The 24412-nt window shown below is 57.0% G+C and carries 24 protein-coding genes; 11 read left to right on the top strand and 13 right to left on the bottom strand.

Features of this window, described 5'->3' with window-relative positions; genetic code table 11:
- Positions 1 to 147 precede the first annotated feature (147 nt).
- The 7 genes from E8M78_RS11005 to E8M78_RS10970 form a co-directional block, all read right to left on the bottom strand.
- Entirely contained in the window at positions 148 to 612 is a 465-nt protein-coding gene (locus E8M78_RS11005; RefSeq protein WP_137135104.1) for a DUF983 domain-containing protein, read from the bottom strand.
- Positions 613 to 677: 65 nt separating this feature from the next.
- A complete protein-coding gene (gene rnr, locus E8M78_RS11000) occupies positions 678 to 2957 on the bottom strand; it encodes a ribonuclease R (protein WP_246658329.1) in 2280 nt (759 codons plus the stop codon).
- Positions 2958 to 3031: 74 nt separating this feature from the next.
- Positions 3032 to 5692: a type I DNA topoisomerase gene (gene topA, locus E8M78_RS10995; RefSeq protein WP_137135102.1), complete on the bottom strand. Its 2661-nt coding sequence runs from the start codon at positions 5690 to 5692 to the stop codon at positions 3032 to 3034.
- Positions 5693 to 6121: 429 nt separating this feature from the next.
- Complete coding sequence (gene dprA, locus E8M78_RS10985; RefSeq protein WP_246658328.1) at positions 6122 to 7285, bottom strand: DNA-processing protein DprA; 1164 nt, start codon at positions 7283 to 7285, stop codon at positions 6122 to 6124.
- Positions 7282 to 7899: a glycerol-3-phosphate 1-O-acyltransferase PlsY gene (plsY, locus tag E8M78_RS10980; protein WP_137135099.1), complete on the bottom strand. Its 618-nt coding sequence runs from the start codon at positions 7897 to 7899 to the stop codon at positions 7282 to 7284. The genes dprA and plsY overlap by 4 nt, the downstream gene beginning before the upstream one ends.
- A gap of 11 nt (positions 7900 to 7910) precedes the next feature.
- The gene (locus E8M78_RS10975; protein WP_137135098.1) at positions 7911 to 9200 is read right to left on the bottom strand and encodes a dihydroorotase; all 1290 of its coding nucleotides are present in this window, start codon (positions 9198 to 9200) and stop codon (positions 7911 to 7913) included.
- Positions 9197 to 10153 (bottom strand): aspartate carbamoyltransferase catalytic subunit, encoded by a 957-nt coding sequence (locus E8M78_RS10970; RefSeq protein WP_137135097.1) that lies wholly within the window; start codon positions 10151 to 10153, stop codon positions 9197 to 9199. Before E8M78_RS10970 ends, E8M78_RS10975 begins: the two co-directional genes overlap by 4 nt.
- 122 nt (positions 10154 to 10275) lie before the next feature.
- Here E8M78_RS10970 and E8M78_RS10965 point away from each other — a divergent pair, with 122 nt between their 5' ends.
- The gene (locus E8M78_RS10965; protein ID WP_137135096.1) at positions 10276 to 11928 is read left to right on the top strand and encodes an acyl-CoA dehydrogenase family protein; all 1653 of its coding nucleotides are present in this window, start codon (positions 10276 to 10278) and stop codon (positions 11926 to 11928) included.
- 313 nt (positions 11929 to 12241) lie between these two features.
- Positions 12242 to 12571, top strand: coding sequence for a DUF6105 family protein (locus E8M78_RS10955; RefSeq protein WP_137135094.1), 330 nt, complete (start codon positions 12242 to 12244; stop codon positions 12569 to 12571).
- On the opposite strand, the gene ruvX is transcribed toward E8M78_RS10955, so the two are convergent.
- Positions 12511 to 13002, bottom strand: a complete 492-nt coding sequence (gene ruvX / locus E8M78_RS10950; protein WP_137135093.1) for a Holliday junction resolvase RuvX — start codon at positions 13000 to 13002, stop codon at positions 12511 to 12513. The genes E8M78_RS10955 and ruvX overlap by 61 nt on opposite strands.
- 186 nt (positions 13003 to 13188) lie before the next feature.
- On the opposite strand from ruvX, the gene E8M78_RS10945 reads away from it, so the two are divergent.
- The 9 genes from E8M78_RS10945 (at position 13189) to E8M78_RS10905 (ending at position 20292) form a co-directional block, all read left to right on the top strand.
- Positions 13189 to 13893, top strand: a complete 705-nt coding sequence (locus E8M78_RS10945) for a metal-dependent hydrolase (RefSeq protein WP_137135092.1) — start codon at positions 13189 to 13191, stop codon at positions 13891 to 13893.
- Between the two features lie 136 nt (positions 13894 to 14029).
- Positions 14030 to 14317: an Asp-tRNA(Asn)/Glu-tRNA(Gln) amidotransferase subunit GatC gene (gene gatC, locus E8M78_RS10940; RefSeq protein ID WP_137135091.1), complete on the top strand. Its 288-nt coding sequence runs from the start codon at positions 14030 to 14032 to the stop codon at positions 14315 to 14317.
- A gap of 60 nt (positions 14318 to 14377) precedes the next feature.
- Complete coding sequence (gatA, locus tag E8M78_RS10935) at positions 14378 to 15859, top strand: Asp-tRNA(Asn)/Glu-tRNA(Gln) amidotransferase subunit GatA (protein WP_137135090.1); 1482 nt, start codon at positions 14378 to 14380, stop codon at positions 15857 to 15859.
- A 172-nt stretch (positions 15860 to 16031) separates the two neighbouring features.
- The gene (locus E8M78_RS10930; protein ID WP_137135089.1) at positions 16032 to 16541 is read left to right on the top strand and encodes a GNAT family N-acetyltransferase; all 510 of its coding nucleotides are present in this window, start codon (positions 16032 to 16034) and stop codon (positions 16539 to 16541) included.
- Positions 16542 to 16637: 96 nt separating this feature from the next.
- Complete coding sequence (gatB, locus tag E8M78_RS10925) at positions 16638 to 18140, top strand: Asp-tRNA(Asn)/Glu-tRNA(Gln) amidotransferase subunit GatB (RefSeq protein ID WP_062552591.1); 1503 nt, start codon at positions 16638 to 16640, stop codon at positions 18138 to 18140.
- 36 nt (positions 18141 to 18176) lie between these two features.
- The gene (locus E8M78_RS10920) at positions 18177 to 18677 is read left to right on the top strand and encodes a GNAT family N-acetyltransferase (protein WP_137135088.1); all 501 of its coding nucleotides are present in this window, start codon (positions 18177 to 18179) and stop codon (positions 18675 to 18677) included.
- Between the two features lie 12 nt (positions 18678 to 18689).
- Complete coding sequence (locus tag E8M78_RS10915) at positions 18690 to 19157, top strand: GNAT family N-acetyltransferase (protein ID WP_137135087.1); 468 nt, start codon at positions 18690 to 18692, stop codon at positions 19155 to 19157.
- Positions 19158 to 19255: 98 nt separating this feature from the next.
- Positions 19256 to 19654: an NADH:ubiquinone oxidoreductase subunit NDUFA12 gene (locus E8M78_RS10910; RefSeq protein ID WP_062552588.1), complete on the top strand. Its 399-nt coding sequence runs from the start codon at positions 19256 to 19258 to the stop codon at positions 19652 to 19654.
- Positions 19655 to 19890: 236 nt separating this feature from the next.
- A complete protein-coding gene (locus E8M78_RS10905; RefSeq protein ID WP_246658327.1) occupies positions 19891 to 20292 on the top strand; it encodes a DUF2155 domain-containing protein in 402 nt (133 codons plus the stop codon).
- A 75-nt stretch (positions 20293 to 20367) separates the two neighbouring features.
- On the opposite strand, the gene aat is transcribed toward E8M78_RS10905, so the two are convergent.
- The 5 genes from aat to E8M78_RS10880 form a co-directional block, all read right to left on the bottom strand.
- On the bottom strand, positions 20368 to 20985 hold the full coding sequence (aat, locus tag E8M78_RS10900; RefSeq protein WP_137135085.1) for a leucyl/phenylalanyl-tRNA--protein transferase: 618 nt from the start codon (positions 20983 to 20985) through the stop codon (positions 20368 to 20370).
- A 2-nt stretch (positions 20986 to 20987) separates the two neighbouring features.
- Positions 20988 to 22337, bottom strand: a complete 1350-nt coding sequence (accC, locus tag E8M78_RS10895; RefSeq protein WP_062552585.1) for an acetyl-CoA carboxylase biotin carboxylase subunit — start codon at positions 22335 to 22337, stop codon at positions 20988 to 20990.
- Positions 22338 to 22346: 9 nt separating this feature from the next.
- A complete protein-coding gene (accB, locus tag E8M78_RS10890) occupies positions 22347 to 22823 on the bottom strand; it encodes an acetyl-CoA carboxylase biotin carboxyl carrier protein (RefSeq protein WP_062552584.1) in 477 nt (158 codons plus the stop codon).
- A gap of 25 nt (positions 22824 to 22848) precedes the next feature.
- Complete coding sequence (gene aroQ / locus E8M78_RS10885; RefSeq protein ID WP_137135084.1) at positions 22849 to 23286, bottom strand: type II 3-dehydroquinate dehydratase; 438 nt, start codon at positions 23284 to 23286, stop codon at positions 22849 to 22851.
- Between the two features lie 155 nt (positions 23287 to 23441).
- Positions 23442 to 24212, bottom strand: coding sequence for a DsbA family protein (locus E8M78_RS10880; protein WP_137135083.1), 771 nt, complete (start codon positions 24210 to 24212; stop codon positions 23442 to 23444).
- Positions 24213 to 24412: the final 200 nt, after the last annotated feature.

Genomic DNA, 24412 nt, shown 5'->3' with positions numbered 1-24412 from the left:
CAAGAAGGCTTCCGTCCTGAGCGATCATGTTGCCTCATAACGTGCTTGCATGACAGCTGGATGTCAGGTGACCGCAAGTTTTTACGGTGCATTAATTGTTAGAGATTGGGGCATCAGGATGTTCATGCCTTGGCGACGTCTTACCGGTCAATCAATTGGACCGCCTCGACCAGGATCGATACTCTCATCTTCTTTGCCGAAACCGTGCATTTTCAGCGCCCACTGTAGGCCGATCACGCCTCCCTTGACCGGTTGCATCATCAGCAGCGCCATCAGGATGGTGATTGGCGTCCATATCGCAAGATGCGTCCAGACGGACAATTGCCAGACCATATCCGTCATCATGAAGCCACCGACGGTCACGTGACCCACAATGAAGATGACGAGATAAGGGGGCAGGTCATCGGCCCGCTGGTGGTGCAGATCTTCACCACAGGCAGAGCATTGCTCCACCGGTTTCAGAAACGCTTTGAACAGACGACCAGTGCCGCATCTTGGACAGGTGCAACGCAGTCCACGCATGATGGACTGACCGAGTTGGCGCTCAGGCTCCTGTGCACCTCCAAAGTGAACCGGCTTCACAGGAGTTGATAATGCTTGGTGTTCGGCCATCGCCTTCTCCTATACACGCATAGACTACGAACCAGATCCGATGCAGGCGGTGCAGCCGCCCAACGTTAGCCGCGGCGCGGTGGCCTCGTCCCTGGTCGTTTCGGCGCAGAGCGGCCGCGTCGTCCCGATTTGTGGAAGGACCGTGTCGCGATTCCCATCTTCTGGCCCTCGCTCAACATCTCGAAGCGCAGTGCGCCCGCAAGGGGTATTGCCTCTGCCAGACGCACGTCGACGGAATCGCCCAACTGATAGCCTAGGCCGTGCCGTTCGCCGATGAGTGCCTGTCTGGCTTCATCATAGACAAAATAGTCAGACCCCAGCGTGGATACCGGTACGAAGCCATCCGCACCATAGGTTGGAAGCGTGACAAATAGTCCCGCTTTCGTCACGCCAGAGACGCGGCCTTCGAACTCTTGGCCGACCCGCTCCGCCAGATGGTGGGCAATCAGACGGTTGATGGTGTCGCGCTCGGCCGCCATGGCCCGTCGTTCGAAAGTGGAGATCTCTGCGGCAATGTCGTCGAGCTGCGTTTCCTCCTCAGGCGAAAGTCCGCCTTCGCCAAGGCCCAAAGCGCGCACGAGGGCGCGGTGAACGATAAGGTCCGCATAGCGGCGGATGGGCGAGGTGAAGTGCGCATACTTCATCAGGTTCAGGCCAAAGTGGCCAAGATTGTCAGGGCTGTACACAGCCTGGCTCTGGCTTCGCAGAACCATTTCGTTGACCATCACCTGATGCGGCGTGTCTTCTGCCTTTGCGAGAATACCGTTGAAGGAGTTTGCCCGCACCTGTCCGCCCTTGGCCATCGGGATGCCGAGCGTGGCCAGAAACTCCCGCAGGACCTCCTGTTTCGCAAGCGACGGCGCATCATGCACGCGATAGATCAGCGGCTGACGCTGCTTCTCCAGCGTTTCGGCGGCAGCAACGTTGGCCTGGATCATCATCTCTTCGATGAGCTTGTGCGCGTCCAGACGCTCCGGAATGACGACCTTGTCGACGGTACCGTCCGGCTTCAGCAGGATCTTGCGTTCCGGCATATCCAGCTCCAGCGGCTGGCGCCGGTCGCGACCACGCTTCATCATCGCATAGGCATGCCATAGCGGTTTCAGGATGGGATCCAGAAGCGGCCCGGACTTGTCATCCGGTTTGCCGTCGATCGCCGCCTGCGCCTGTTGATAGGAGAGCTTGGCGGCACTCTTCATCATGATGCGATGGAACGTATGGCCTGCCTTCTTGCCGTCCTTGGAGAAGACCATGCGGACCGCAAGTGCCGGCCGATCTTCGCCCTCACGCAGCGAACAAAGGTTATTGGAAATCCGCTCCGGCAACATCGGCACGACGCGATCCGGGAAGTAGACCGAATTGCCCCGCTTAAGGGCTTCACGGTCAAGCGATGATCCCGTCCGGACATAATAGGACACATCTGCAATAGCGACTGTCACGATGACGCCATCCGGATTGTCCGGCGACGGGTCTGGTTCGGCATAGACGGCGTCGTCATGGTCCTTGGCATCCGCCGGGTCGATGGTGACCAGGGGCACATGCCGCCAGTCCTCTCGCTTCGTCATGCTGGCTGGTTTTGCCTCTTCCGCCTCATCCAGAACCTGTTTCGGGAAGATGTGCGGAATGCCATGCGAATAGATGGCAATCATCGAGATTGCCTTCTCGGACGCAACCGAACCAACTACCGACAGCACTTTGGCGCGGGTTAGCCCGAAGCGGTTCCCACGCAGGACATCAGCCTCGATCAGATCGCCGTCCTTGGCGTCGCCAAGGTCACTGGCCGAAATCTGCATTTCCTCGCCGCGGCGATCGATCGGCATCAACCGCGCACCACCTTCCGGCATCATGCGAATGACGCCAAGGGAGGCATTGCGATGTTTGTCGATGATCTTGACGACGCGCGCCGTATAGGCGGGACCGGACCGATCCTTGTTTGGGAATATCTTCGCAAGAACGCGGTCGCCAAGTCCGGCAGCGGGCGTCTTGCTCTTGCTGCGGTTATCGGAGGATTGCCGGATCAAGACCGCGGGCGCAACGCCGCCATCATCCGGCCATTCGGCAGGCCGGGCAATCAGTTCGCCGTCCTTGCTGCGGGTCGTGATGTCCAGCACTGTCATGGGCGGCAGGCCACCAGGACGCATCAGCGCCTTGCGGCTTTTCTGGAGAAGGCCTTCTTCCTCGAGGTCACGCAGCACATCCTTGAGCTCGATACGGGTATCGCCTTTCAGACCGAAGGCCTTGGCAATCTCACGCTTTGAGGCGCGGTCCGGGTTATCGGAAATGAACTGCAACAGAATATCGCGGGGCGGAACAACGCCATGGATGATCACATTTGGATCGCCCAGAGCGGCCTTTTCCGCGCGAAGGGCAGCTTTGCGGCCAACCGGAACGGGTTTTTTGTCTTCGCGCGGTCTCTTGCTCACGTGTCCGTCTTCTTTGTTTTCGTGGCCGCCTTCGGCTTGGCGGCAGATTTTGCCTTGGTTGCCGTCTTTTTCGGCTTGGCGTCAGCGGCTTCTGCTTTGGTTGCTTTGGTAGATTTTGCAGCCTTGCCCTTTGCGGCCGGTGCCTTGCCAGCCTTTTCGGTCAGAAGCGCGAGCGCCTCTTCAACGGTCACACTTTGCGGATCCTTGCCCTTCGGCAGTGTGGCATTGACCTTGCCCCAATTGACATATGGACCGTAGCGTCCCTCCCGAACCGTCATGGCTCCGCCGCTCGGATGATCGCCAAGCTCTTTGAGGGCGGCGACGGCAGTCCGAGCACGCCCGGCGCCCTTGCTCTGCTTTTCTGCGAGGACAGTGACGGCGCGGTTCAGACCTATGCTGAACACATCCTCAATGCTTTCAAGGTTGGCATAGGTGCCATCATGCAGCAGGAAAGGTCCGTAGCGTCCGAGACCCGCAGAAATCATCTTGCCGCTCTCTGGGTGCTGGCCCACATCCCGCGGAAGATTGATAAGGGCCAGAGCCTTCTCGTGATCGATGTCTTCCGGCTTCCAACCACGTGGCAGCGAAGACCGCTTCGCGTCTTTGCCGTCTCCGCGCTGAATATAAGGTCCGAAACGACCGGACCGTAGTGTCAGTTCCTCGCCGGTCATCGGATCCTGGCCAAGCGCCTTCGGCTCGTTGAGGGCCGCAGCTTCCGTTTCAGCCCCGTCGGAGGACAGCTGACGGGTGTAGTTGCATTCGGGATAGTTGGAGCATCCGACGAATGCCCCGTATTTCCCGAGCTTAAGGGACAGGTTGCCCGTCCCACAGACCTGGCAGATGCGCGGATCGCTGCCGTCTTCCCGCTTCGGGAAAACGAGCGGAGCGAGAGCTTCGTTCAGCGCATCCAGAACATTGGTAACGCGAAGCTCCTTGGTGTCCTCGATCTGGGCGAAGAAGGCCTCCCAGAACTCCCGGAGCACCTGCTTCCAGTTCAGTTCGCCAGCTGAAATCTTGTCGAGTTTCTCTTCCAGATCGGCTGTAAAATCGTATTCCACATACTTCGTGAAGAAGTTCTCAAGGAAGGCGGTGACGAGCCGACCCTTGGAATGAGGGATCAACTTGCGTTTCTCGATGACAATATATTCGCGGTCACTCAGCGTCTTCAGCGTTGCGGCATAGGTCGAAGGACGCCCGATGCCCAACTCTTCCATCTTCTTGATCAGAGAAGCTTCCGAGTAGCGTGGCGGTGGCTCCGTAAAGTGCTGGCTTGAATTGACTTTGGATTTGTCCAGTTTCTCGCGCGCATTGATTTCGGGCAGGCGACCATCTTCGTCGTCCTCTCCGGTATCGCCGTCTTCACGATGATCCATATAAGCAGCAAGAAATCCGTCGAAGCGAACGACAGAGCCGACAGCGCGCAACCCTGCACGATCGGAGCCGTTTGCTGCGGTGATTTCGACCGTCGTACGCTCCATTTCGGCGGAAGCCATCTGGCTGGCTATCCCGCGCTTCCAGACGAGTTCGTAGAGACGAAGCTGGTCGCCATCGAGGAACTTACGGACCTTATCCGGAGAGCGATTGAAATCGGTTGGACGAATGGCTTCGTGCGCTTCCTGCGCATTTTTTGCCTTCGTGGAATAGAAGCGCGCCTTTTCGGGCAGGTAACGCTCACCGAACTGATCACCGATTGCACGACGGGCCGCATCTATCGCCTCCGGCGCCATCTGCACGCCGTCTGTACGCATATATGTGATCAGGCCGACTGTTTCGCCGCCAATGTCCACACCTTCGTAGAGCTTCTGTGCGACCTGCATGGTGCGTGAAGCCGAAAAACCGAGATTCGAGGAGGCGGCCTGCTGGAGAGTGGATGTGGTGAATGGCGGACCTGGATTACGCTTGACCGGCTTTGCCTCGACCGATTCGACCGAATAGGCAGCGCCTTCCAGGAGCGCCTTCAGACGGCCAGCATCCTCGCCGTTCTTGACGCCCTTGCTCTGAATCCGCTTTCCATCAGCAGAAACAAGCTTGGCTTCGAATTCATCGCCCCGCGGCGTCTTCAGAAGCGCGGAAATGTTCCAGTATTCTTCCGGGATAAAACGCTCGATTTCATTTTCGCGATCGCAAACAAGGCGCAATGCAACTGATTGCACACGGCCGGCCGAGCGAGCACCCGGAAGCTTGCGCCACAGAACCGGGGAGAGATTGAAACCAACCAGATAGTCCAGCGCACGACGAGCCAGGTAGGCATCCACCAGCGATATGTCGATATCGCGTGGGTTTGCCATTGCATCAAGTACGGCCTTTTTCGTGATGGCATTGAAAACCACACGCTTGACTGGCTTGTCGCCAATGACCTTCTTCTTCTTGAGAAGATCAAGGACATGCCAGGAAATGGCCTCACCTTCGCGATCCGGGTCGGTCGCAAGAAAAAGTCCGTCGGAGCCTTTGACGGCGTCCGCAATATCTTTCATGCGCTTGGCAGATGCACTGTCGACTTCCCAAGACATCTCAAAATCCTGATCGGGCAGGACAGAGCCGTCTTTCGCTGGCAAGTCTCGGACGTGACCAAAGGAAGCGAGAACCTTGAAGCCGGATCCAAGATATTTGTTGATTGTCTTGGCCTTGGCGGGGGATTCTACGACGACGACATTCATAATTTTTTCTCTGAGAGGTGCGACAAAGCGAAAAAATGGCGCTTCGGCTTGAAACTGACCTCCCGACATGGAGGGCGTTTTGTCTGCGGTCAAGAGGGAGGATGCATTTTTGCCTTTCGCGTAAGTACAACTATAAGGAGATTAATGATTTATTGCAATCTTAGATGAGAAATGTCACATTGCGAGCGCACCCGGGAGTGCACACCCTGCGCGTGCATTATTTTAAGTTATTTTAGCGAGGACAAGATGGTTGAACCATCTTCAAAGCAAATCAATAATGAGGAGTGGCGATCCAACATCGCCTATGTTCGGCACATGCTGGGTCAATTGCGGCAGGTAGCCCATAAGGAGAATGCAGATATGCTCTGCTATCTCCTTGAAATGGCGTATGTCGAGTCCGGCGATATGTTGTCAGGTCGACGCCCGCGGTCAGTTCTGCATCAGGAGAGAAACTAGACCGCCCGGATGCCGGTGAAGCCGTCCAGCTAGATCAAGTTCCAGCAGCACGAGGTAAACCGTTGCTGCTGGGATGTCTGTATGGCGTATGATGTCGTCGATTTCGACAGGTGTGGGGCCAAGAGCATTGGTGATCCGCATGCGATCACTATCATCAAGAGGTTGCATCAACGGCGACGCTCCATCTTCGCCTGGTTCCGCAATGGTAGAACCGGTGAAAAGGTCCAGTTGCGAGATGGGGGCCAGCGCCTCCAGCACGTCCTGCGATGAGGTGGTGACAATGCCGCCATTCTTCAGAAGATCGTTGGTGCCATGGCATCTCGGATCGAGCGGAGAGCCGGGCACCGCAAAGACCAGACGTCCGAAGTCGCCCGCCAGCCGCGCTGTGATCAGAGACCCGGAACGCTGGGCTGCTTCCACGACGACCACCCCAAGAGATATCCCTGCGATGAGCCGGTTGCGGCGCGGAAAATCGCGGGCGCGTGGCTCCCATCCAAACGGCATCTCGCTGACGCAGAGTCCAACGCCATCCGTGATGTCCGCCAGCAGTGGAATGTTTTCGGGCGGGTAGGGTTGATCAAGGCCGCCCGCCAGCACAGCAATGGTTCCCGTATCCAGGCTTGCCCGATGGGCCGCCGTATCGATGCCGCGCGCGAGACCCGAGGTGATCGTGTAGCCGGCACGACCGCAGTCGCGTGCGATCATGGCGGCGATTTTGGCTCCGCTGATCGAGGCGTTGCGTGATCCGACAATGCCGACCGACGGTCGGTTGGCTGCGGCAAAGTCACCCTTCATAGCCAAAAGGGGCGGGGCGGCGTCAATCTGACGAAGCGCAAATGGGTAGTCCGGCTCTCCAATGCCGACCAGTCTGGCATTGAAACGAGCAGCAATCTCCAGTTCCTGCTCCGCCTGCTGAACGGTTGCCACGCGGATGGCACGCGCCGCGCCACCCCGGCGCGACATTTCAGGTATCGCGGCCAGAGCCGCGTCGGCGGAGCCGAAGTGATTGATGAGGTCACGGAAGGTTGCAGGACCCACGTTGTCGCTGCGAATCAGCCTGAGCCAGGCGATCCGCTGGGCGTCTGTGAGTGCAACCCCCCTCCGATTTTCTTTGCCGGAGGACACAGAGGAACTTATCCCTTCTGGCCGATCTTGCTTTCTGTTCCGTTGATCAGACGCTCGATGTTGGCCTTATGCTTCCAATATGTAATCAGGGTCATGATTGCCATGACCAATGCAATTTTTGGTTCCCCGATGAGCCAGAGCACGACGGGAATAAGAAGTGTGGCGACAAGCGCCGATAGAGATGAATATTTGCTGAGTTTTGCAACCGTCAGCCACAGGAATGCAAATACCAGAACCATAGCCGGTGCAATACCCAACAGCGTGCCAATATAGGTTGCAACACCTTTTCCACCCTTGAAGCCAAGCCAGACTGGAAACAGATGGCCGAGGAAAGCCGCAAAGCCACCCAGCAGTCCGGCTTCCTGACCCCAGAGCGCTGCAGCCAGAATGGCAGCGACAGTAGCCTTCAATGCATCAAGCAAAAGCGTGGCGGCAGCCAGCTTCCTGTTGCCGGTGCGCAAGACGTTTGTAGCGCCGATATTGCCTGAACCGATGGAGCGGATGTCGCCGAGACCTGCCGCCTTGGTCAGGAGGAGGCCAAAAGGGATCGAGCCCAGCAGATAGCCAAAGGCAAGTGCGGCCAGCGCGATGGGAAGCGTGATTTGCCAGTTAAACAGCTCTGCCATGCTCAATTTCCTTACAGCGAGTGTACCAGACGGCCAGCGACATAAGTCGAGACAGCCCGTCCGCTAAAACGCGCATCCTCGAAGGGCGTGTTCTTGGAGCGGGACTGGATGGTATCCTTCGTCACAATCCATGGTTCATCAATGTCGATCAAGGCAATATCTGCCTTTGCGCCCGGTTTAAGCGTTCCAGCGTCGAGCCCAAAGATCTGCGCTGGCCTTGTCGACATGGCGTCGATGAGGCGCATCAGCGAAACCTGACCGGAGTGGTGGAGCCGCAAGGCGGCCGCCAGCATGGTTTCAAGCCCGATGGCACCATCCGCTGCGTCACCGAAGGGAAGACGTTTCGTGTCGACGTCCTGCGGATCATGCGAAGAGACGATGATATCAATCGTTCCATTCGCCAGATCATCGACCATGGCCTGACGGTCGTCTTCCGTGCGCAGTGGCGGCGAAAGCTTGAAGAAGGTCCGGTATTCTCCGATGTCGTTTTCATTCAGCGACAGGTGATTGATCGACACGGCGCAGGTTGCGTTCGCACCTCGATTGCGTGCAACACGGATCGCTTCAACCGATTCCGGCACCGAGATCTTAGCTGCATGATAGGCGGCCTTGGTGAGGGCGGCGATCCGCAGGTCACGCTCGAGCGGAATGAGTTCTGCCTCGCGCGGGGCGCCTGCAAGACCGAGCCAGCTGGCGAAAAGCCCTTCGTTCATGACCCCGTTGACGGCGAGGTAGGGATCGCGGGCTTCGAGCGAAATCACGGCCCCGAACTCGCGCGCATAGGTCATCGCGCGTCGCAAAACCTGCGTATCAGCCAATCCATGACGGCCCTGGGTAAAACTGACGGCGCCCGCCTGCTTCAACAGGCCGATCTCGGTCATCTCCTCGCCCTTTAACCCGCGCGTCAAAGCTGCAGCTGGGTGAATGTTGACGAGAGCTTTGTCGCGAGCTGTCTTGAGAACGAATTCGATAAGAGCGATATCGTCAAGGACCGGGTCCGTATCCGGCATCATGATGAAGCTCGTTACACCGCCTGCAGCGGCGGCACGGCTGGCGGAGAAGATAGTCTCCCGATGTTCCGCACCCGGTTCGCCAACAAAGACCCGTGCGTCAACGAGGCCCGGCGCCGCAACGAGACCCTTGGCATCGCGTATCTCGGCACCTTCGGGATATCCCTGATTGAGCGCGTCTGCGCCAGATGCAAGAATACGACCGTCGTCACCGATGATGATCGTGCCGACCTCGTCCAGATGCCGGGAAGGATCGATGATACGCACGTTCTTCAGAACAAGCGGCTTCATGCGCCTACTCCTTCGCTTCTCGGCCCCTGGTTCTGGGAAATCAGCAAGGTCTCCATCACAGCCATACGGACGGCAACGCCCATTTCGACCTGGCTTTCAATCACACTCTGCGGACCATCGGCGACTTCCGACGCAATTTCCACACCGCGATTCATCGGCCCCGGATGCATGACGAGCGCATCCTCCTTGGCCGCTTTCAGTTTCTCGGCGTCCAGACCGTAGAAATGGAAATATTCGCGGACAGACGGGACGAACGAACCGGACATGCGCTCGCGCTGAAGACGCAGCATCATCACGACATCTGCATCCTTCAGGCCTTCTTCCATGGAATGAAAGACTTCCACGCCCATTTGCGAAATGCCCGATGGTAGCAGAGTGGACGGCGCGACCACGCGAACCCGTGCGCCCATGGCATTCAGCAAAAGAATGTTGGAGCGGGCAACGCGCGAGTGCAGAACATCGCCGCAGATCGCGACGATGATGCGGGACAGCTTGCCCTTGGCGCGACGGATTGTCAGCGCATCCAAAAGTGCCTGCGTCGGGTGCTCGTGTTGACCGTCACCGGCGTTGACGACCGAGCACGCCACTTTCTGCGCCAGAAGGGCAGCGGCACCCGCGGACGAATGCCGAACCACCAAGACATCAGGCCGCATGGCGTTCAGCGTCATGGCCGTATCGATCAGCGTTTCGCCCTTCTTGACCGAAGAGTTGCCGACGGACATGTTCATGACATCTGCGCCCAGACGCTTTCCGGCCAGCTCGAAGGAGCTTTGCGTGCGTGTCGAAGCCTCGAAGAAAAGATTGATCTGGGTGAGCCCGCGAAGAGTCGAAGTTTTCTTCTCTCTTTGACGGCTGATCTTGACCGCCTCGTCGGCTTTGTCGAGAAGGAATGTAATGTCCTGCTCGGTCAGGCCCTTGATCCCGAGGAGATGGCGGTGGGGAAAGAAGACCACGATTACGTCCTCCGCTTGTTTACGCGGTCTATAGAGACAGCGAGGCGAGCGGGCAAGCGTGTGCTGCATCGAGTTTTCTTGATCCCCATGCAATTTGCCCAGCTTTCGTTTAAGAGCAGCTCATGAATCAGATGAACCGGACCGAAGACAATCTCACCGACCTGAACCAGCCAAGCCTCTGGTCCGGTATCAATGCCTATCGCACAGACCCGTTGATCGTGGATCTGACGGCGGGATTGCACCGCGCAATCCGCGAGGAGTTCGATGCGCTGGGCCGCTATGTAACGTCTCCCGAAGCGCAGGAACTTGCGCGGATGGCGAATGAAAATCCGCCAAAGCTGAAGACCCACGGTCCGCGAGGCGAACGGCTGGATACGGTGGAGTTCCATCCTGCCTGGCATGCCATGATGCGACGCTCGATGGGCAGCGGTCTGCATTCCTCCTTGTGGGAGAACATCGCCGAATCGCGCAACAACCAGCACCGCGCCCGTGCTGCCCGGTTCTATCTGACCTCCCAGCTGGAATGCGGCCATTTGTGTCCGCTGACGATGACCAGCGCTTCCGTTGCGGCGATGATGGCTTCGCCTCGTGTCCAGAAGGAATGGGCGCCGCGCATCCTGTCGCGGAAATATGATTCGTCCAATCGTCCGGCACAGCAGAAGACGGCCATCACCGTTGGTATGGGCATGACGGAGAAGCAGGGGGGTACGGATGTGCGCGCCAACCGTTCGGTGGCCGAACGCGTGGGTGAGGGTGTCTACCGCCTGTCCGGTCACAAGTGGTTCATGTCCGCGCCTATGAGCGACGCCTTCGTGATGCTTGCCAAGACCAATGAGGGGATCGGCTGTTTTCTGGTTCCGCGCCTCCTGGAAGATGGTACGGCAAACGGGCTTCAATTCCAGAGGCTGAAGGATAAGCTGGGTAACCGCTCCAATGCCTCTTCCGAGGTCGAGTTTCAGGATGCGTTCGGCTACCTGCTGGGCGAAGCGGGCGGTGGAGTACGAACCATCCTCGACATGGTAACGCTCACGCGGTTGGATTGTGCTCTTGCGTCAGCTGGCATCATGCGGGCCTCGTTGGCAGAGGCGGTACATCATTGCCGCGGTCGCAGCGCCTTTGGCAAAAACCTGATTGATCAGCCCCTGATGACGCGGGTTCTTGCGGATATGGCGCTGGACGTCGCAGCCGCGACGGCGCTTGCCTATCGTCTGGCAGAAGCCTTCGACAAGGCCGGTAGCAATCCCGCCGATGCAGCCTTTGCCCGCGTCATGACGCCCGTCATCAAATACTGGTGCTGCAAGATCGCGCCTCCGCTGATCTACGAAGCGATGGAATGCCTTGGTGGCAATGGCTACGTGGAGGAGCGTCCGCTTGCCCGTCACTATCGCGAGGCTCCGGTCAATGCGATCTGGGAAGGCTCAGGCAATGTCATGGCGCTGGATGTGCTGCGCGTGTTGAGCAGAGGCCGTGATCTGTTCGATTCGGTTCTGTCGGGCATCGAGCGGGATCTGGGTCCAAGTGGACGAAAGACGACGGACGTGCTGCGCGCCGCCATGGCCCTGGCGGAACGGGACGAGGGCGCGGCAAGACTTCTGGTCGAGCAACTTGCGTTGGCAGCGGCGGCTGCGGAGCTGTTTCGGCTGGGTGCCGGCAAGATCGCAGACGCCTTCGTGGAAACCCGTCTGGCCGGAGGGTGGCGAGCTACCTATGGAATGCTCGATTCCCGCTTCGATGCCTCCTACATCGTCGACCTTCTGTATCCCGCCGCCAGCTGAGTTTCCAGGGCAGTCATCCACAGGTCGGCGCCCGACGTTAACCATATTGAGTGGTTCTCGTTGCGCTTTGGACCCCGCGCACTAGGTTGAGGTTAACGATTTGTTAACCATCGCTGCGTGGTAAGGCTGTGTCTGGCAACCAATGCTATCAATACGGATTACTGTGTCTGGCTCTTTGCTTCTTTGCGAGTTGGGCGGTTGATCTGACGTTTCCTGCCATCGTGCTGAGCGTCATGGCGTTTCTGCGCTGGGCGGTTCTGTCGGCACCTTGGCCGGGTTCAACGCGCTGGCTAATTGTGGAAGGAAACGCCGCATGAAGTGGTTTCTCATCCTCTGGGCTGGCCCGGTCGCATTCCTGGGGGCCTGGTACTGGCTATCCTACTACAACATCAGTTTCGGGTTCTTCATGCTGACCCGCGACACCCACGATCTCGTCTTTCAGATCTATGGACAGATTTTGGGAATTGATCCGGCGCTTCTTCCCATGCTGGTTGTCCGTGCCGTTGCAGTGGACAGCCTGATCGTTATCGCAATTCTGGCATTCCGTCGTCGCAAACAGATTCACGCCTGGTGGATCAGGCGCTATGCGTCATCTCCCGATGCAGCCCTTGCCAAGGATGCAAGCCTATCCAAGGCGCCTTGAAGAATAAAGCTCGCGGCCGCCGAATCGATCCGTTCAGCGCGCTTTGCCCTGGACACATCCATTTCCAGAAGCGCTCGCTCTGCGGCCACGGTGGATAAACGTTCGTCCCAGAAAACGAACGGTATTTCCGTCTTGTCACTCATGCTGCGAACGAAAGCTCTGGTCGCCTGAACACGCGGGCCCGATGAGCCATCCATATTGATTGGCAGTCCGATGATGAAGGCTGCCACCTTTTCCTTGTCCGCCCAGGCTAGCAAGAGTTCCGCGTCTTTTGTAAACTTCAAGCGCTTTAACACGGGTCGAGGTGACGAGAATCGCCTACCCAAATCCGAGACCGCAAGGCCAATGGTCTTCGTGCCGAGATCAAGACCGGCCACCGGTTGCCCCGGCAGTAGGCTGGCAGCCAGTTCTTCGATCGTCATTGTTGCCACGGCGGTTTCCTTCTCTCGGCTTATGCTCTTGAATTGATTGCGGATGCTCTAGGTCTACTATGGGGTTGGCAAGGGAAATAAAATCCGTCTGTCCGGTTGATGCGTATCATGGCGTTGAATAACCTGCGCCTAACTGGCGGTCCACACCCGGACCCTTTGATCCCAACTGCAAAATGGAGATTTATCATGAAGATCACCTGGCTTGGCCATTCGGCCTTCAGGCTCGAAACCGCCCATGCGAAGATTTTGATCGATCCATTCTTCAGCGGTAACCCATCCTTTGCAGACCAGGATCGGAAGGAAGCGGCTGCGGGCATCACGCACATTTTGCTGACGCATGGTCATGGAGATCACGTAGGGGATACCGTGGCTCTGGCACAGGAAACCGGCGCCGTTGTGCTGGCAAATGCCGATCTCGCCGCATGGCTGGGTTCCAAGGGTGTCCAGCGTCTCGAAATGGGCAATACCGGCGGCACCGTCAGCTTCGGCAGCTTCAGCGCGACCTTGACGCAGGCCCTCCATTCCTCCGCCCAGATTACGGAAGACGGGGTCTCTCATGCGCTCGGCAATGCCAATGGCCTGATGCTGCATTTCGAAGATGAGGCCTCGCTGCTGCACATGGGCGACACGGATATCTTCACCGATATGGGTCTGATCAACGAATTGCATCAGCCTGATATCGGTCTCGTGCCGATCGGCGACCGGTTCACCATGGGCGGTGCCGTGGCAGCGCTCGCCTGCCAGCGCTTCTTTGACTTCAAGCATGCCATTCCGTGCCACTACGGGTCTTTCCCCATCATTGACCAGACGCCGGAAAAGTTCGTGAAAGGCATGGAAGGCCTGAAGACCAGAGTAGAGACGCCCAAGGTTGGCGTAACGCTAAGCATCTGACGTTACGGAAATCAGCGCGGTTCGGAGGAGAACCGCGCTGATTTCCCTCAGATCTCTGTCCCAGTTGAGGCCAAAACCGTTGCGAATGCCGGATATGGCCATTATAGCGGGAGGAAAATTCATCCGGAGAAGTTCCATGTCCGTCGATATCGCTACCGTCAAGCGCGTTGCGCGCCTTTCCCGCATTGCCGTTTCCGAAGATGATCTGGAACGGATGACGGGTGAATTGAATGGTATCCTCGGATTTGTTGAACTGCTTTCCGAGGTTGATGTCAGTGGGGTCGATCCGATGACCTCCGTTACTCCAATCACTATGCGCAAACGCGCCGATGCCGTGACGGATGGTGACAAGGCCGCCGATATCGTGGCCAATGCCCCCAATTCAGATCAGAACTTTTTCCTCGTGCCGAAGGTCGTCGAGTAAGCGCGGATCATTCCGCAGCACCGACCTTCAACGCAGCCTTAAGCCAAATTCGAGATCACGATGACCGAACTTACCAACCTTACCATTTCCGAAGCACGCGCTAAACTGAAGGGCCGCGATATCACAGCGGTCGAATTGACGGACGCTTACCTGTCGGCCATCGACGCTGCCAACGGTGCCCTGAACGCCTACGTGACCGTAACGCCCGAAAAGGCGCGCGAGATGGCGAAAGCGTCGGATGCGCGTCTGGCAGATGGAAAGGGCGGCGCTCTTGAGGGTATCCCACTTGGCGTGAAGGACCTGTTCGCAACGCGTGATATCCACACGCAGGCCTGCAGCCACATTCTCGATGGGTTCAAGCCGAAGTACGAATCGACCGTCACCCAGAACCTCTGGAATGATGGTGCCGTGATGCTCGGTAAGCTGAACATGGATGAATTCGCGATGGGTTCATCCAACGAAAGCTCCTATTACGGACCGGCGGTAAACCCGTGGAAGGCCAAGGGTTCGGATGAAAAGCTGGTGCCGGGCGGCTCTTCAGGCGGCTCCGCTGCTGCTGTTGCGGCGCATCTCTGCGCCGGTGCCACTGCCACCGACACAGGCGGCTCCATCCGGCAGCCTGCGGCCTTTACTGGCACGGTCGGCATCAAGCCTACCTATGGCCGTTGCTCCCGCTGGGGTATCGTTGCCTATGCCTCGTCGCTGGATCAGGCTGGTCCGATTGCGCGCGATGTGCGCGACGCAGCAATCCTGCTGAAGAGCATGGCGAGCGTCGATACCAAGGACACGACCTCTGTCGATTTGCCGGTTCCGGATTACGAAGCTTCACTTGGTCAGTCGGTCAAGGGTATGAAGATCGGCATTCCGAAGGAATATCGTATCGAGGGCATGCCGGAGGAAATTGAAAAGCTGTGGCAGCAGGGTGTGGAATGGCTGAAGGATGCTGGCGCTGAAGTCGTCGAAATTTCGCTGCCACACACTAAATATGCGCTTCCGGCCTACTACATCGTGGCGCCCGCGGAAGCGTCGTCCAACTTGGCACGCTATGACGGTGTTCGCTACGGCCTGCGCGTTGACGGCAAGGACATTGCCGATATGTACGAGAAGAGCCGCGCTGCGGGCTTCGGCAAGGAAGTTCAGCGCCGCATCATGATCGGAACCTATGTTCTGTCTGCTGGCTACTACGATGCCTACTACCTGAAGGCTCAGAAGGTCCGCACTCTCATCAAGCGTGACTTCGAAGAGGCGTTTCATGCGGGCGTCGATGCTATCCTGGCGCCTATCACGCCGTCTTCCGCCTTTGCCATCGGTGACAAGGAACTCGCTGCAGATCCGGTCAAGATGTATCTGCAGGACGTCTTCACGGTCACGCTCAACATGGCCGGCCTTCCTGGTATCTCGGTTCCAGCCGGTCTCGATCACAAGGGTTTGCCGCTGGGTCTCCAGATCATCGGCAAGCCGTTTGAAGAAGAAACCCTGTTCAAGACGGCGCATGTGATCGAACAGGCCGCCGGAAAGTTCACGCCAGCAAAGTGGTGGTAACACTCTCCACACCCACTATCTGACTGCAGAAGGACCGGCGCATCCATTGTGCCGGTCCTTTTTTGTTGACCAGTTTTCAACAAAGATCTCCATATCGCAGGCTAATCCCCTCGACGGGCTTGGAAACACCTTCCGGCAATGATCTAATCGTGGCGACGTTCCGGGGATTTTCATGCACCATGTTCGCAATGCCCGTGAGAACGAGATCGACGCGCTGACAGGCATAGGTCTGAGAGCCTGGGCCCAGGCCATGGGGCCCATTGGCGGCACCGAGGCAATGCTGGAAAACGCATTACGTGCGTTCGGAGACTTCGTTCGTTCCTCCTGGGTGAAGATTACGGTGATCGAGGAGGGCGGTGTCGCTGCAGGATGGGCATCCCGCGAAGCGCTCGACGAAAAGATCACCGATTTCTGGATCGACCCAGACCATCAGCGGCGAGGTCTCGGTTCAGAGCTCCTTCAAGCCGTCGAGGAGGAAGTCCGCCAGCATGGTTTCCATGAAATCAAGCTGGAAACGCATGCACATAATACGGATGCGGTCAGTTTCTTTGAAATGAACGGCTATCGGGTTAACTGGCTGTCGATTGCATATGCGCCGAAGCTTGATCAGGATGTGCAATCCGTTGGGATGTCCAAGCAACTGGTTGCTGTGGCACCAGCGGGCTACGGCGTTGAGTTTTAGTCTCTAATGACCAGGTACATGGCCTCAAAGCTTGCACCGCTCCACCAATTGTTCTACCTGACATTCACCCATTTGACCGCATGAAGAGCCTTTGAGATGACCCTTGTCGATACGCGCACACCTGATCCGAAACGTCTGATTCCCGGTGCCACGGGTGATTGGGAGATCATCATCGGCATGGAAGTTCACGCGCAGGTTCTTTCACAGTCCAAACTGTTCTCTGGCGCTTCCACCGAGTTCGGCAAGGCGCCGAATTCCAACGTCTCGCTGGTCGATGCGGCGATGCCCGGCATGCTGCCGGTCATCAACGAGGAATGCGTGAAGCAGGCCGTGCGGACAGGTCTCGGCCTCAAGGCGCAGATCAACAACCGCTCGATTTTCGATCGCAAGAACTATTTCTATCCGGACCTGCCGCAGGGCTACCAGATTTCTCAGTTCAAGGATCCGATCGTCGGCGAAGGCAAGATTATCATTTCGCTCGGTCCGGATCGTCAGGGCAACTTCGAAGACATCGAGATCGGTATCGAGCGCCTGCACCTTGAGCAGGACGCCGGCAAATCCATGCACGACCAGCATCCGACCATGTCCTATGTGGATCTGAATCGTTCAGGCGTTGCCCTGATGGAGATCGTATCCAAGCCGGACATGCGCTCTTCGGATGAGGCGAAGGCCTACATGACGAAACTGCGCTCCATCGTGCGCTATCTCGGCACCTGTGATGGCAACATGGACGAGGGCTCCATGCGCGCCGACGTGAACGTTTCCGTACGCCGTCCAGGCGAAGCCTTTGGCACACGTTGCGAAATCAAGAACGTCAACTCTATCCGTTTCATTGGCCAGGCGATTGAATACGAAGCGCGCCGCCAGATTGCAATTCTGGAAGACGGCGGCTCGATCGACCAGGAAACTCGCCTGTTCGATCCGGGCAAGGGCGAAACGCGGTCCATGCGCTCCAAGGAAGATGCCCATGATTACCGCTACTTCCCGGATCCGGATCTGTTGCCGTTGGAGTTTGACGATGCTTTCGTTGAGGCGCTGAAGAGCGACCTACCGGAATTGCCCGATGACAAGAAGGCCCGTTTTGTGCGCGAACTTGGTTTGTCGGTTTACGACGCTTCCGTGCTGGTTTCCGAGAAGGCCATCGCCGATTACTTTGAATCGGTTGCTGAAGGTCGTGATGGCAAGACGGCGGCGAACTGGGTTATCAACGACTTGCTGGGCGCCTTGAACAAAGCTGGCAAAGGCATTGAAGAGACTCCGGTTTCTCCTGCCCAGCTTGGTGGCATCATCGATCTCATCAAGGATGAGACCATCTCCGGCAAGATCGCCAAGGACCTGTTCGAAATCGTTTTCAACGAAGGCGGCGATCCTGCGGAAATCGTGGAAAGCCGCGGCATGAAGCAGGTGACCGATACCGGCGCCATCGAAAAGGCCGTTGATGATATCATCGCCGCAAACCCCGATCAGGTCGCCAAGGTCAAGGCAAAGCCGACGCTGGCCGGCTGGTTCGTGGGCCAGGTTATGAAATCGACCGGTGGCAAGGCCAACCCGCAGGCCGTGCAGGCGCTGGTAAAGGCAAAGCTGGGCATCGAGGAGTAAGGCTTCGGCCTTGCTTCTCCGAGAGAGGGCTGTTCCATGTTTTTCATTCGTACAGCGGGCCCAAAAGATGTAGAGCCGGTGCGCAAGCTATTGGCGGAGACATGGCACGCGACCTATGATCCCATCCATGGTCCGCTGAAGGTGGGATCACTCGTCACTAGCTTGCATAGCGCAGAGGCGATCCTGAAGAGGATCAACCTGAAAGACGGCGAGTTTCTGGTTGCCGATAACGGAAAGCGGATTGGTGGCATGGGATTTGCCGCCATGTCGCCTACGATGACAAAGACCGCAGTCCTGCATCAGCTCTACGTGCATCCGACTTGCCAGAACGAAGGAATCGGCCGGGATCTCTTTGCCGAGTTGGAAACCTGTTTCCCGGATGCGGAAATTCTTCGCCTGGAAGTTGACGTTGCGAACGAACGCGCAATTTCCTTCTACACGCGACTAGGCTTCACAGAAGTTGACCGCACCAAGAACTGCGGTCAGGACAATAGTGGTATTGAAGCGATCATCATGGAGAAGCCGCTCGCGCACTAAGGGAGGAGTGCCATGACTGACAGCGACTTGCATATCAGAAGAGCCAGGGAAAGTGATCTTTCCGAATTGATCCGGCTTTTTGAGGAGGATGAGCATGGCGGCCATGGTGATACCAGTGACGAGCAAGCCTTTGATGATTATGTCCGCGCCTTTCACGTCATAGATCAGTCGCTGAACGAGCAGCTTTACGTCGCCAAGCAGGGGGGCGAAGTCGTTGCCAGCTTTCAGCTCGCATTTCTAAGAACGCTGCGCGGTCGGGGTGGCTTGACGGGCGTGATCGAGGCCTTGCATACGCGCTCAGACAAACGCGGGCAGGGGATCGGTTCAAAGCTTCTGGAGTTTGCCGTAAGCGAGGCAAAACGACGCGGTTGCCGACTGGTGCAAATCAGGCACCGAAGCGACCGTGACGGAACCCGGGCCTTCTACGAGAAGGCCGGTTTTTCGCCAGACTACACAGGCTTCAGAATGCACTTCAAATAGCGCCTATCCACCCCCTAAAGGCTGGACATTCGCCGATCGAGATTGCATAAGCGAGGCAAGGAAACATTCCTTGTCTCTCGCGAGGACGCTGGAAAACTATGAAGAATCTTCTCCTTCAAATCTTCACCTGGTGGAATGGCCAGACGCTTGGCACACGCTTCTTTACGTGGCGCAACGGCAAGCGCGTAGGCGAGGATGAACTGGGCAATGTTTATTACGAAGGCGGCATGACATCCTTTGGTCTGCCTCGTCGCTGGGTCATCTACAAGGGTTACGCCGAAGCCTCGGCTATTCCGCCGGGTTGGCACGGCTGGATGCATTACCGGACCGATACGCCTCCTTCAAAGGAAAATTATGCAGCCCGTGAGTGGCAGAAGCCCCATCATGAGAACCTTACAGGGACGCCATTCGCGTACAAGCCAACGGGCTCCATGGATGCGACAGGTCAGCGTCCACGTGTGACCGGTGACTATGATGCATGGACACCGGGCTCCTGAGCGTCTTGCTCTATCTCACGCCACATTTTTAAACTATCTCCATTAGGTCCCGGCATTGATCGGGACCTACAGCATGTCGCGCAAAAGTGTTCAGCGGTTTTGCGACAACGACATGCGTTAAAGTAAAGAGATAAAGCGTCAGGAGCGAATCTGAAAGATCGCGATACGCTTTAGTAATTTCTGAAGGTGATTTCGCTCCCATGTCCCATAGATCCGTTCGTTCGCTGCTTCTGGGAATGACGCTCTGTCTGGCGATGGTTGCACCTGCTTCCGCGGCCCGTATCGAAAATCCGGTTGCTGAATTCTCAGGGATCGACAAGATCACGGGGCGTATTACCCGCTTCGATGTCTATGTGAATGAGACTGTCCAGTACGGTGCCTTGCAGGTAACGCCGAAAGCCTGTTTCTCACGCGATGACACAGAAGCACAAAAGGTAGACGGCTTCATTGAGGTCGATGAAATCACGCTTGATCGCAAGATAAGGCGGATCTTCACAGGATGGATGTTTGCAGACAGCCCTGGTCTGAATGCAGTTGAACATCCGATCTATGACGTCTGGCTGACAGGCTGTAAGCAGAAGTCAGATGTTCCGCCTCCAGCAAGCCCGGCAAAGCCAGCTGCCGCTGCCAAGCCATAAAATCGCATCACGTCTGGCCGCGTCCTCTACCAAATTCGCTGGTGGTCGATGCCTGTGATGTTCGGCCGTCACTGATCAGAAAGGGCGGTCAGGCAGTTCGACAGCTGCTTTCAGCAGTTCGAGATAATCCTGTTTCGGGATGTCGATCGCGCCGAATGTTTTCAGATGATCAGTCGTAAATTGCGTGTCCAGCAGGTGAAAATCGTTAGCACGCAGATGATTCACGAGATGCACAAGGCAGATTTTCGACGCATTTGTGCGCCGGGAGAACATGCTTTCTCCAAAGAATGCAGCCCCCAGGGACACGCCGTAAAGCCCGCCGACCAGTTGATCGCCTTCCCAGGCTTCAACACTGTGGGCATGACCCATGGCATGGAGCTGTTTGTAGAGCGATCGGATTGTGGAATTGATCCAGGTCGTCGGCCTGTCAGGCGCTGATTCGGCGCAGCCCGCCATCACGGCTTCGAATGCCGTATTGCGACGAATAGAGAAAGCTTGCTGCCGAACGGCTTTGTGAAGGCTCTTCGATATATGAAAAGCGTCCAGCGGAATGATGCCCCGCAGTTCCGGTTCGACCCAGAAGACTTCCGGGTCGTCCGCCGATTCAGCCATCGGAAACAGACCGATGGAATAGGCACGCAACAGAATTTCCGGCGTGATGGCGGGATAATATCTGCCGCGCCGACCTGCCATGATCAAGCGCTGGGCTTGTCGCCAGCAAGATACTTTTCCAGCCAGTGGATATCGTAGTCGCCGTTGGCGATATCCTGGTTGGAAACGAGATCCTGGAAAAGCGGCAGTGTCGTCTTGATCCCGTCAACGACGAATTCGTCGAGCACACGGCGCAGACGCATCATGCATTCGACGCGAGTCCGACCGTGGACGATGAGCTTGCCGATCAGGCTGTCATAATAGGGGGGGATCTTGTAACCCGCATAGGCGCCCGAATCGACACGAACACCCAAGCCACCCGGCGCGTGGAAGTGCGTGATGGTTCCCGGAGATGGGACGAATGTACGCGGGTCTTCAGCGTTGATGCGGCACTCGATCGCGTGACCGGAAAAACTGATCTCGTCCTGGGTTACGGAAAGCCCGGCACCAGAGGCAACGCGGATCTGCTCATGAACGAGATCGATGCCGGTGATAGCTTCTGTGATCGGATGCTCGACCTGAAGACGCGTATTCATTTCGATGAAATAGAATTCGCCGTTCTCGTACAGGAACTCGATTGTACCGGCACCGCGGTACTTCATCTTCTTCATGGCGTCAGCGCAGATCTGACCGATCTTCATGCGCTGATCGACATTCAGGGCAGGGGAGTTTGCCTCTTCCCAAACCTTCTGGTGACGGCGCTGCAGCGAGCAATCGCGTTCTCCGAGGTGGATAGCATTGCCAGCCCCGTCACCCACGACCTGGATCTCGATATGCCGAGGTTTGCCGAGATACTTCTCCATGTAGACGGCATCATTGCCAAATGCTGCAGCCGCTTCGGAACGGGCCGTATTAAAGGCTTCCTCAAGGTCTGCTTCAGTCTTGGCGACTTTCATGCCACGGCCGCCGCCGCCAGCAGTAGCCTTGATAAGTACCGGGAAGCCGATCTGCCGCGCAATTTCCAGAGCGTTGTCAGGCGTCACTTCGCCATCGGAACCCGGAACGACCGGAATACCAAGCTCGACAGCCGTCTTCTTGGCCGTGATCTTGTCACCCATCAGGCGAATATGCTCAGCGGTGGGTCCGATGAAGGTAATGCCATGCGCTTCGAGTATATCCGCGAACTTGGCATTTTCCGACAGGAAGCCGTAGCCAGGATGCACCGCATCCGCACCGGTGATCTCGCAAGCCGCAACAATCTGGTGGATGTTGAGGTAGCTGTCACGTGATGGCGGTGGGCCGATACATACGCTTTCGTCTGCCAGACGCACATGCATTGCGTCAGCGTCAGCCGTAGAATGAACGGCGACGGTCGAGATGCCGAGTTCCTTGCATGCCCGCAGGACACGAAGGGCAATCTCGCCACGGTTGGCAATGAGGATCTTCGAAATCATGAGACCGCCTTATTCGATCACAACGAGCGGCTCGCCGTATTCGACAGGCTGCGCGTCATTGACGATGATTTCCGTTACCTTGCCCGAGCGCGGTGCAGGGATCTGGTTCATGGTCTTCATGGCTTCGATGATAAGAAGCGTCTGCCCCTCCTTTACGGTCGCACCAACTTCAATGAAGGACCGTGCGCCAGGGGCAGGGGATAGATAGACTGTGCCGACCATTGGTGCAGTGACAGCCTTTGAACGATCTTTCGCAGGTTCAACGGCAGCGCCGGTGACGGGCGCTGCCGGTGCTGCGGCAGGCGCTGCGTAAAGTTGCGGCGCCGGTGCAGCAGCCTGGATGTACTGGGGCGCCTGAATGGTACGAGATACGCGAATGCGCAGATCGTCCTGCTCGATTTCGATCTCTGTCAAATCGGTATCGTTGAGGATGTTCGCCAGATCGCGGATCAACCCCTTGTCGAAACCGTTCTTCTTCTCAGACATGGTCAACCTATGTGCTCTGTTGTTCTTAATTGGTGATGTCGCGCAGCGCGCGCAATGCCAGAAGATAACCGCCCGGGCCGAGGCCGCAGATCATGCCTTTGGCCGCTGGTGCGATCATCGATTTATGTCGAAATTCCTCGCGAGCATGGATGTTCGAAATATGTACTTCGATCACGGGGACCGATATGGCCCGGATGGCATCGTGAAGCGCGATGGAGGTGTGGCCGTAAGCGCCAGGATTTATCACAACGCCCGCTGCCCGATCGTCGGCTTCGTGAAGCCGATCGACGAGGGCGCCCTCATGATTGCTCTGAAAGCACTCGATCTCGAAGCCAAGCTCCCGACCGGCGGTTACGCACGCGCTCTCGATATCTTTGAGAGTCTTGCCGCCATAAATGCCGGGTTCTCGCTTCCCCAGCATATTCAGGTTCGGCCCGTTGAGGACAAAGATTGTCTTGCTCATGGAATTCCCACCATAAAACCAGCGAAACCTATAGACCGGCAGGCTGGCAAGGGAAAGCCCCCGGCCACAAAAGCCGTTAATAACCGGGGTTTAATGACTGAATATACTGATCTCACTGCGGGGTAAGCGACCGGTGAAGGGGTTGCAAGCAATGGTCAGCAGGTGGCTTTGCCGCAGGAGCGGATGTTGCTGATCTTGCTGGACAGTTCTTCATGTCCGACAGCACCAAAAACAGCCTCGTTTCCGACAACATAGAACGGTGTGCCGGTGACGCCGAGATTGTTTGCAAGTTCATAGGTCGCGCGGATCTGCTGGTCGTTTGGATTGTCTTTCATCGACTTCCGGATTGCGGCCTCGCTGACGCCCAGAGTTGTTGCGACAGCAATCGCAGTCTGTTCCGTTGCCCGCTGCGGCCCGCCGAGAAGCTGCTTATGGAACTGTGGATACTTCTCCGGCGCTATAGCTTTGAAGGCGCTGGCAACGCGGTGGGCGGCCATGGAATCCGGGCCGAGAATCGGGAATTCTTTGAGGATGAAACGCACCTTCTTGTCTGATGAGAGGATTGTTTCCATGTCGGTCAGGGCGCGCTTGCAATACGTGCAGTTGTAATCGAAAAACTCAACGATTGTCACATCGCCGTTCGGATTACCCAAGGTGATGTCGCTGGCTGTTGAAAAGATTGCCTTGCTGTTTGCTGCGATACCTTCCGACGCTTGAGAGGTGCGGGTATCCTGCTGCTTCTTTTCCAGCGCATCCTGCACTTCGAGCATGATCTCAGGGTTAGCGATCAGATATTCCCGGATGAATGCCCCGAATTCTTTCTTCTGCTGTTCATCAAGAGCGTTTGCAGCAGTTCCCGGCGCGATAACGGTAGCGGATGCCAGTAGCCCGGCGGTAAGCAACTTCAGAAAAGATTTCATGTTCATCCTCTATATCGCGCATCGATGAAACTGATCGCGACTCAACCCTATCGATTGACATCTGGGTGAATCATTCCCGATCCTGTAGCGCTTCGGCGGTCTCGGGGTCTACTGGATCAAACGATCACAATTTTGGCAGAGACTGATCAATTCATGATTGCCACCGCAACACATTGAGATCAATCACCTTTGACCACAAAAGTGCC

This window comes from Rhizobium sp. FKY42, from assembly GCF_005222835.1.
GTDB lineage: Bacteria > Pseudomonadota > Alphaproteobacteria > Rhizobiales > Rhizobiaceae > Neorhizobium.
This window is presented reverse-complemented; position numbering and strand designations above follow the sequence as displayed.

Coding starts and splice junctions, on each gene's coding strand:
- E8M78_RS11005 (WP_137135104.1), bottom strand. CDS start 612: ATGGCCGAACACCAAGCATTATCAACTCCTGTGAAGCCGGTTCACTTT.
- topA (WP_137135102.1), bottom strand. CDS start 5,692: ATGAATGTCGTCGTCGTAGAATCCCCCGCCAAGGCCAAGACAATCAAC.
- plsY (WP_137135099.1), bottom strand. CDS start 7,899: ATGGCAGAGCTGTTTAACTGGCAAATCACGCTTCCCATCGCGCTGGCC.
- E8M78_RS10975 (WP_137135098.1), bottom strand. CDS start 9,200: ATGAAGCCGCTTGTTCTGAAGAACGTGCGTATCATCGATCCTTCCCGG.
- E8M78_RS10965 (WP_137135096.1), top strand. CDS start 10,276: ATGAATCAGATGAACCGGACCGAAGACAATCTCACCGACCTGAACCAG.
- E8M78_RS10955 (WP_137135094.1), top strand. CDS start 12,242: ATGAAGTGGTTTCTCATCCTCTGGGCTGGCCCGGTCGCATTCCTGGGG.
- E8M78_RS10945 (WP_137135092.1), top strand. CDS start 13,189: ATGAAGATCACCTGGCTTGGCCATTCGGCCTTCAGGCTCGAAACCGCC.
- gatC (WP_137135091.1), top strand. CDS start 14,030: ATGTCCGTCGATATCGCTACCGTCAAGCGCGTTGCGCGCCTTTCCCGC.
- gatA (WP_137135090.1), top strand. CDS start 14,378: ATGACCGAACTTACCAACCTTACCATTTCCGAAGCACGCGCTAAACTG.
- E8M78_RS10930 (WP_137135089.1), top strand. CDS start 16,032: ATGCACCATGTTCGCAATGCCCGTGAGAACGAGATCGACGCGCTGACA.
- gatB (WP_062552591.1), top strand. CDS start 16,638: ATGACCCTTGTCGATACGCGCACACCTGATCCGAAACGTCTGATTCCC.
- E8M78_RS10920 (WP_137135088.1), top strand. CDS start 18,177: ATGTTTTTCATTCGTACAGCGGGCCCAAAAGATGTAGAGCCGGTGCGC.
- E8M78_RS10915 (WP_137135087.1), top strand. CDS start 18,690: ATGACTGACAGCGACTTGCATATCAGAAGAGCCAGGGAAAGTGATCTT.
- E8M78_RS10910 (WP_062552588.1), top strand. CDS start 19,256: ATGAAGAATCTTCTCCTTCAAATCTTCACCTGGTGGAATGGCCAGACG.
- E8M78_RS10905 (WP_246658327.1), top strand. CDS start 19,891: ATGACGCTCTGTCTGGCGATGGTTGCACCTGCTTCCGCGGCCCGTATC.
- aat (WP_137135085.1), bottom strand. CDS start 20,985: ATGGCAGGTCGGCGCGGCAGATATTATCCCGCCATCACGCCGGAAATT.
- accC (WP_062552585.1), bottom strand. CDS start 22,337: ATGATTTCGAAGATCCTCATTGCCAACCGTGGCGAGATTGCCCTTCGT.
- accB (WP_062552584.1), bottom strand. CDS start 22,823: ATGTCTGAGAAGAAGAACGGTTTCGACAAGGGGTTGATCCGCGATCTG.
- aroQ (WP_137135084.1), bottom strand. CDS start 23,286: ATGAGCAAGACAATCTTTGTCCTCAACGGGCCGAACCTGAATATGCTG.
- E8M78_RS10880 (WP_137135083.1), bottom strand. CDS start 24,212: ATGAACATGAAATCTTTTCTGAAGTTGCTTACCGCCGGGCTACTGGCA.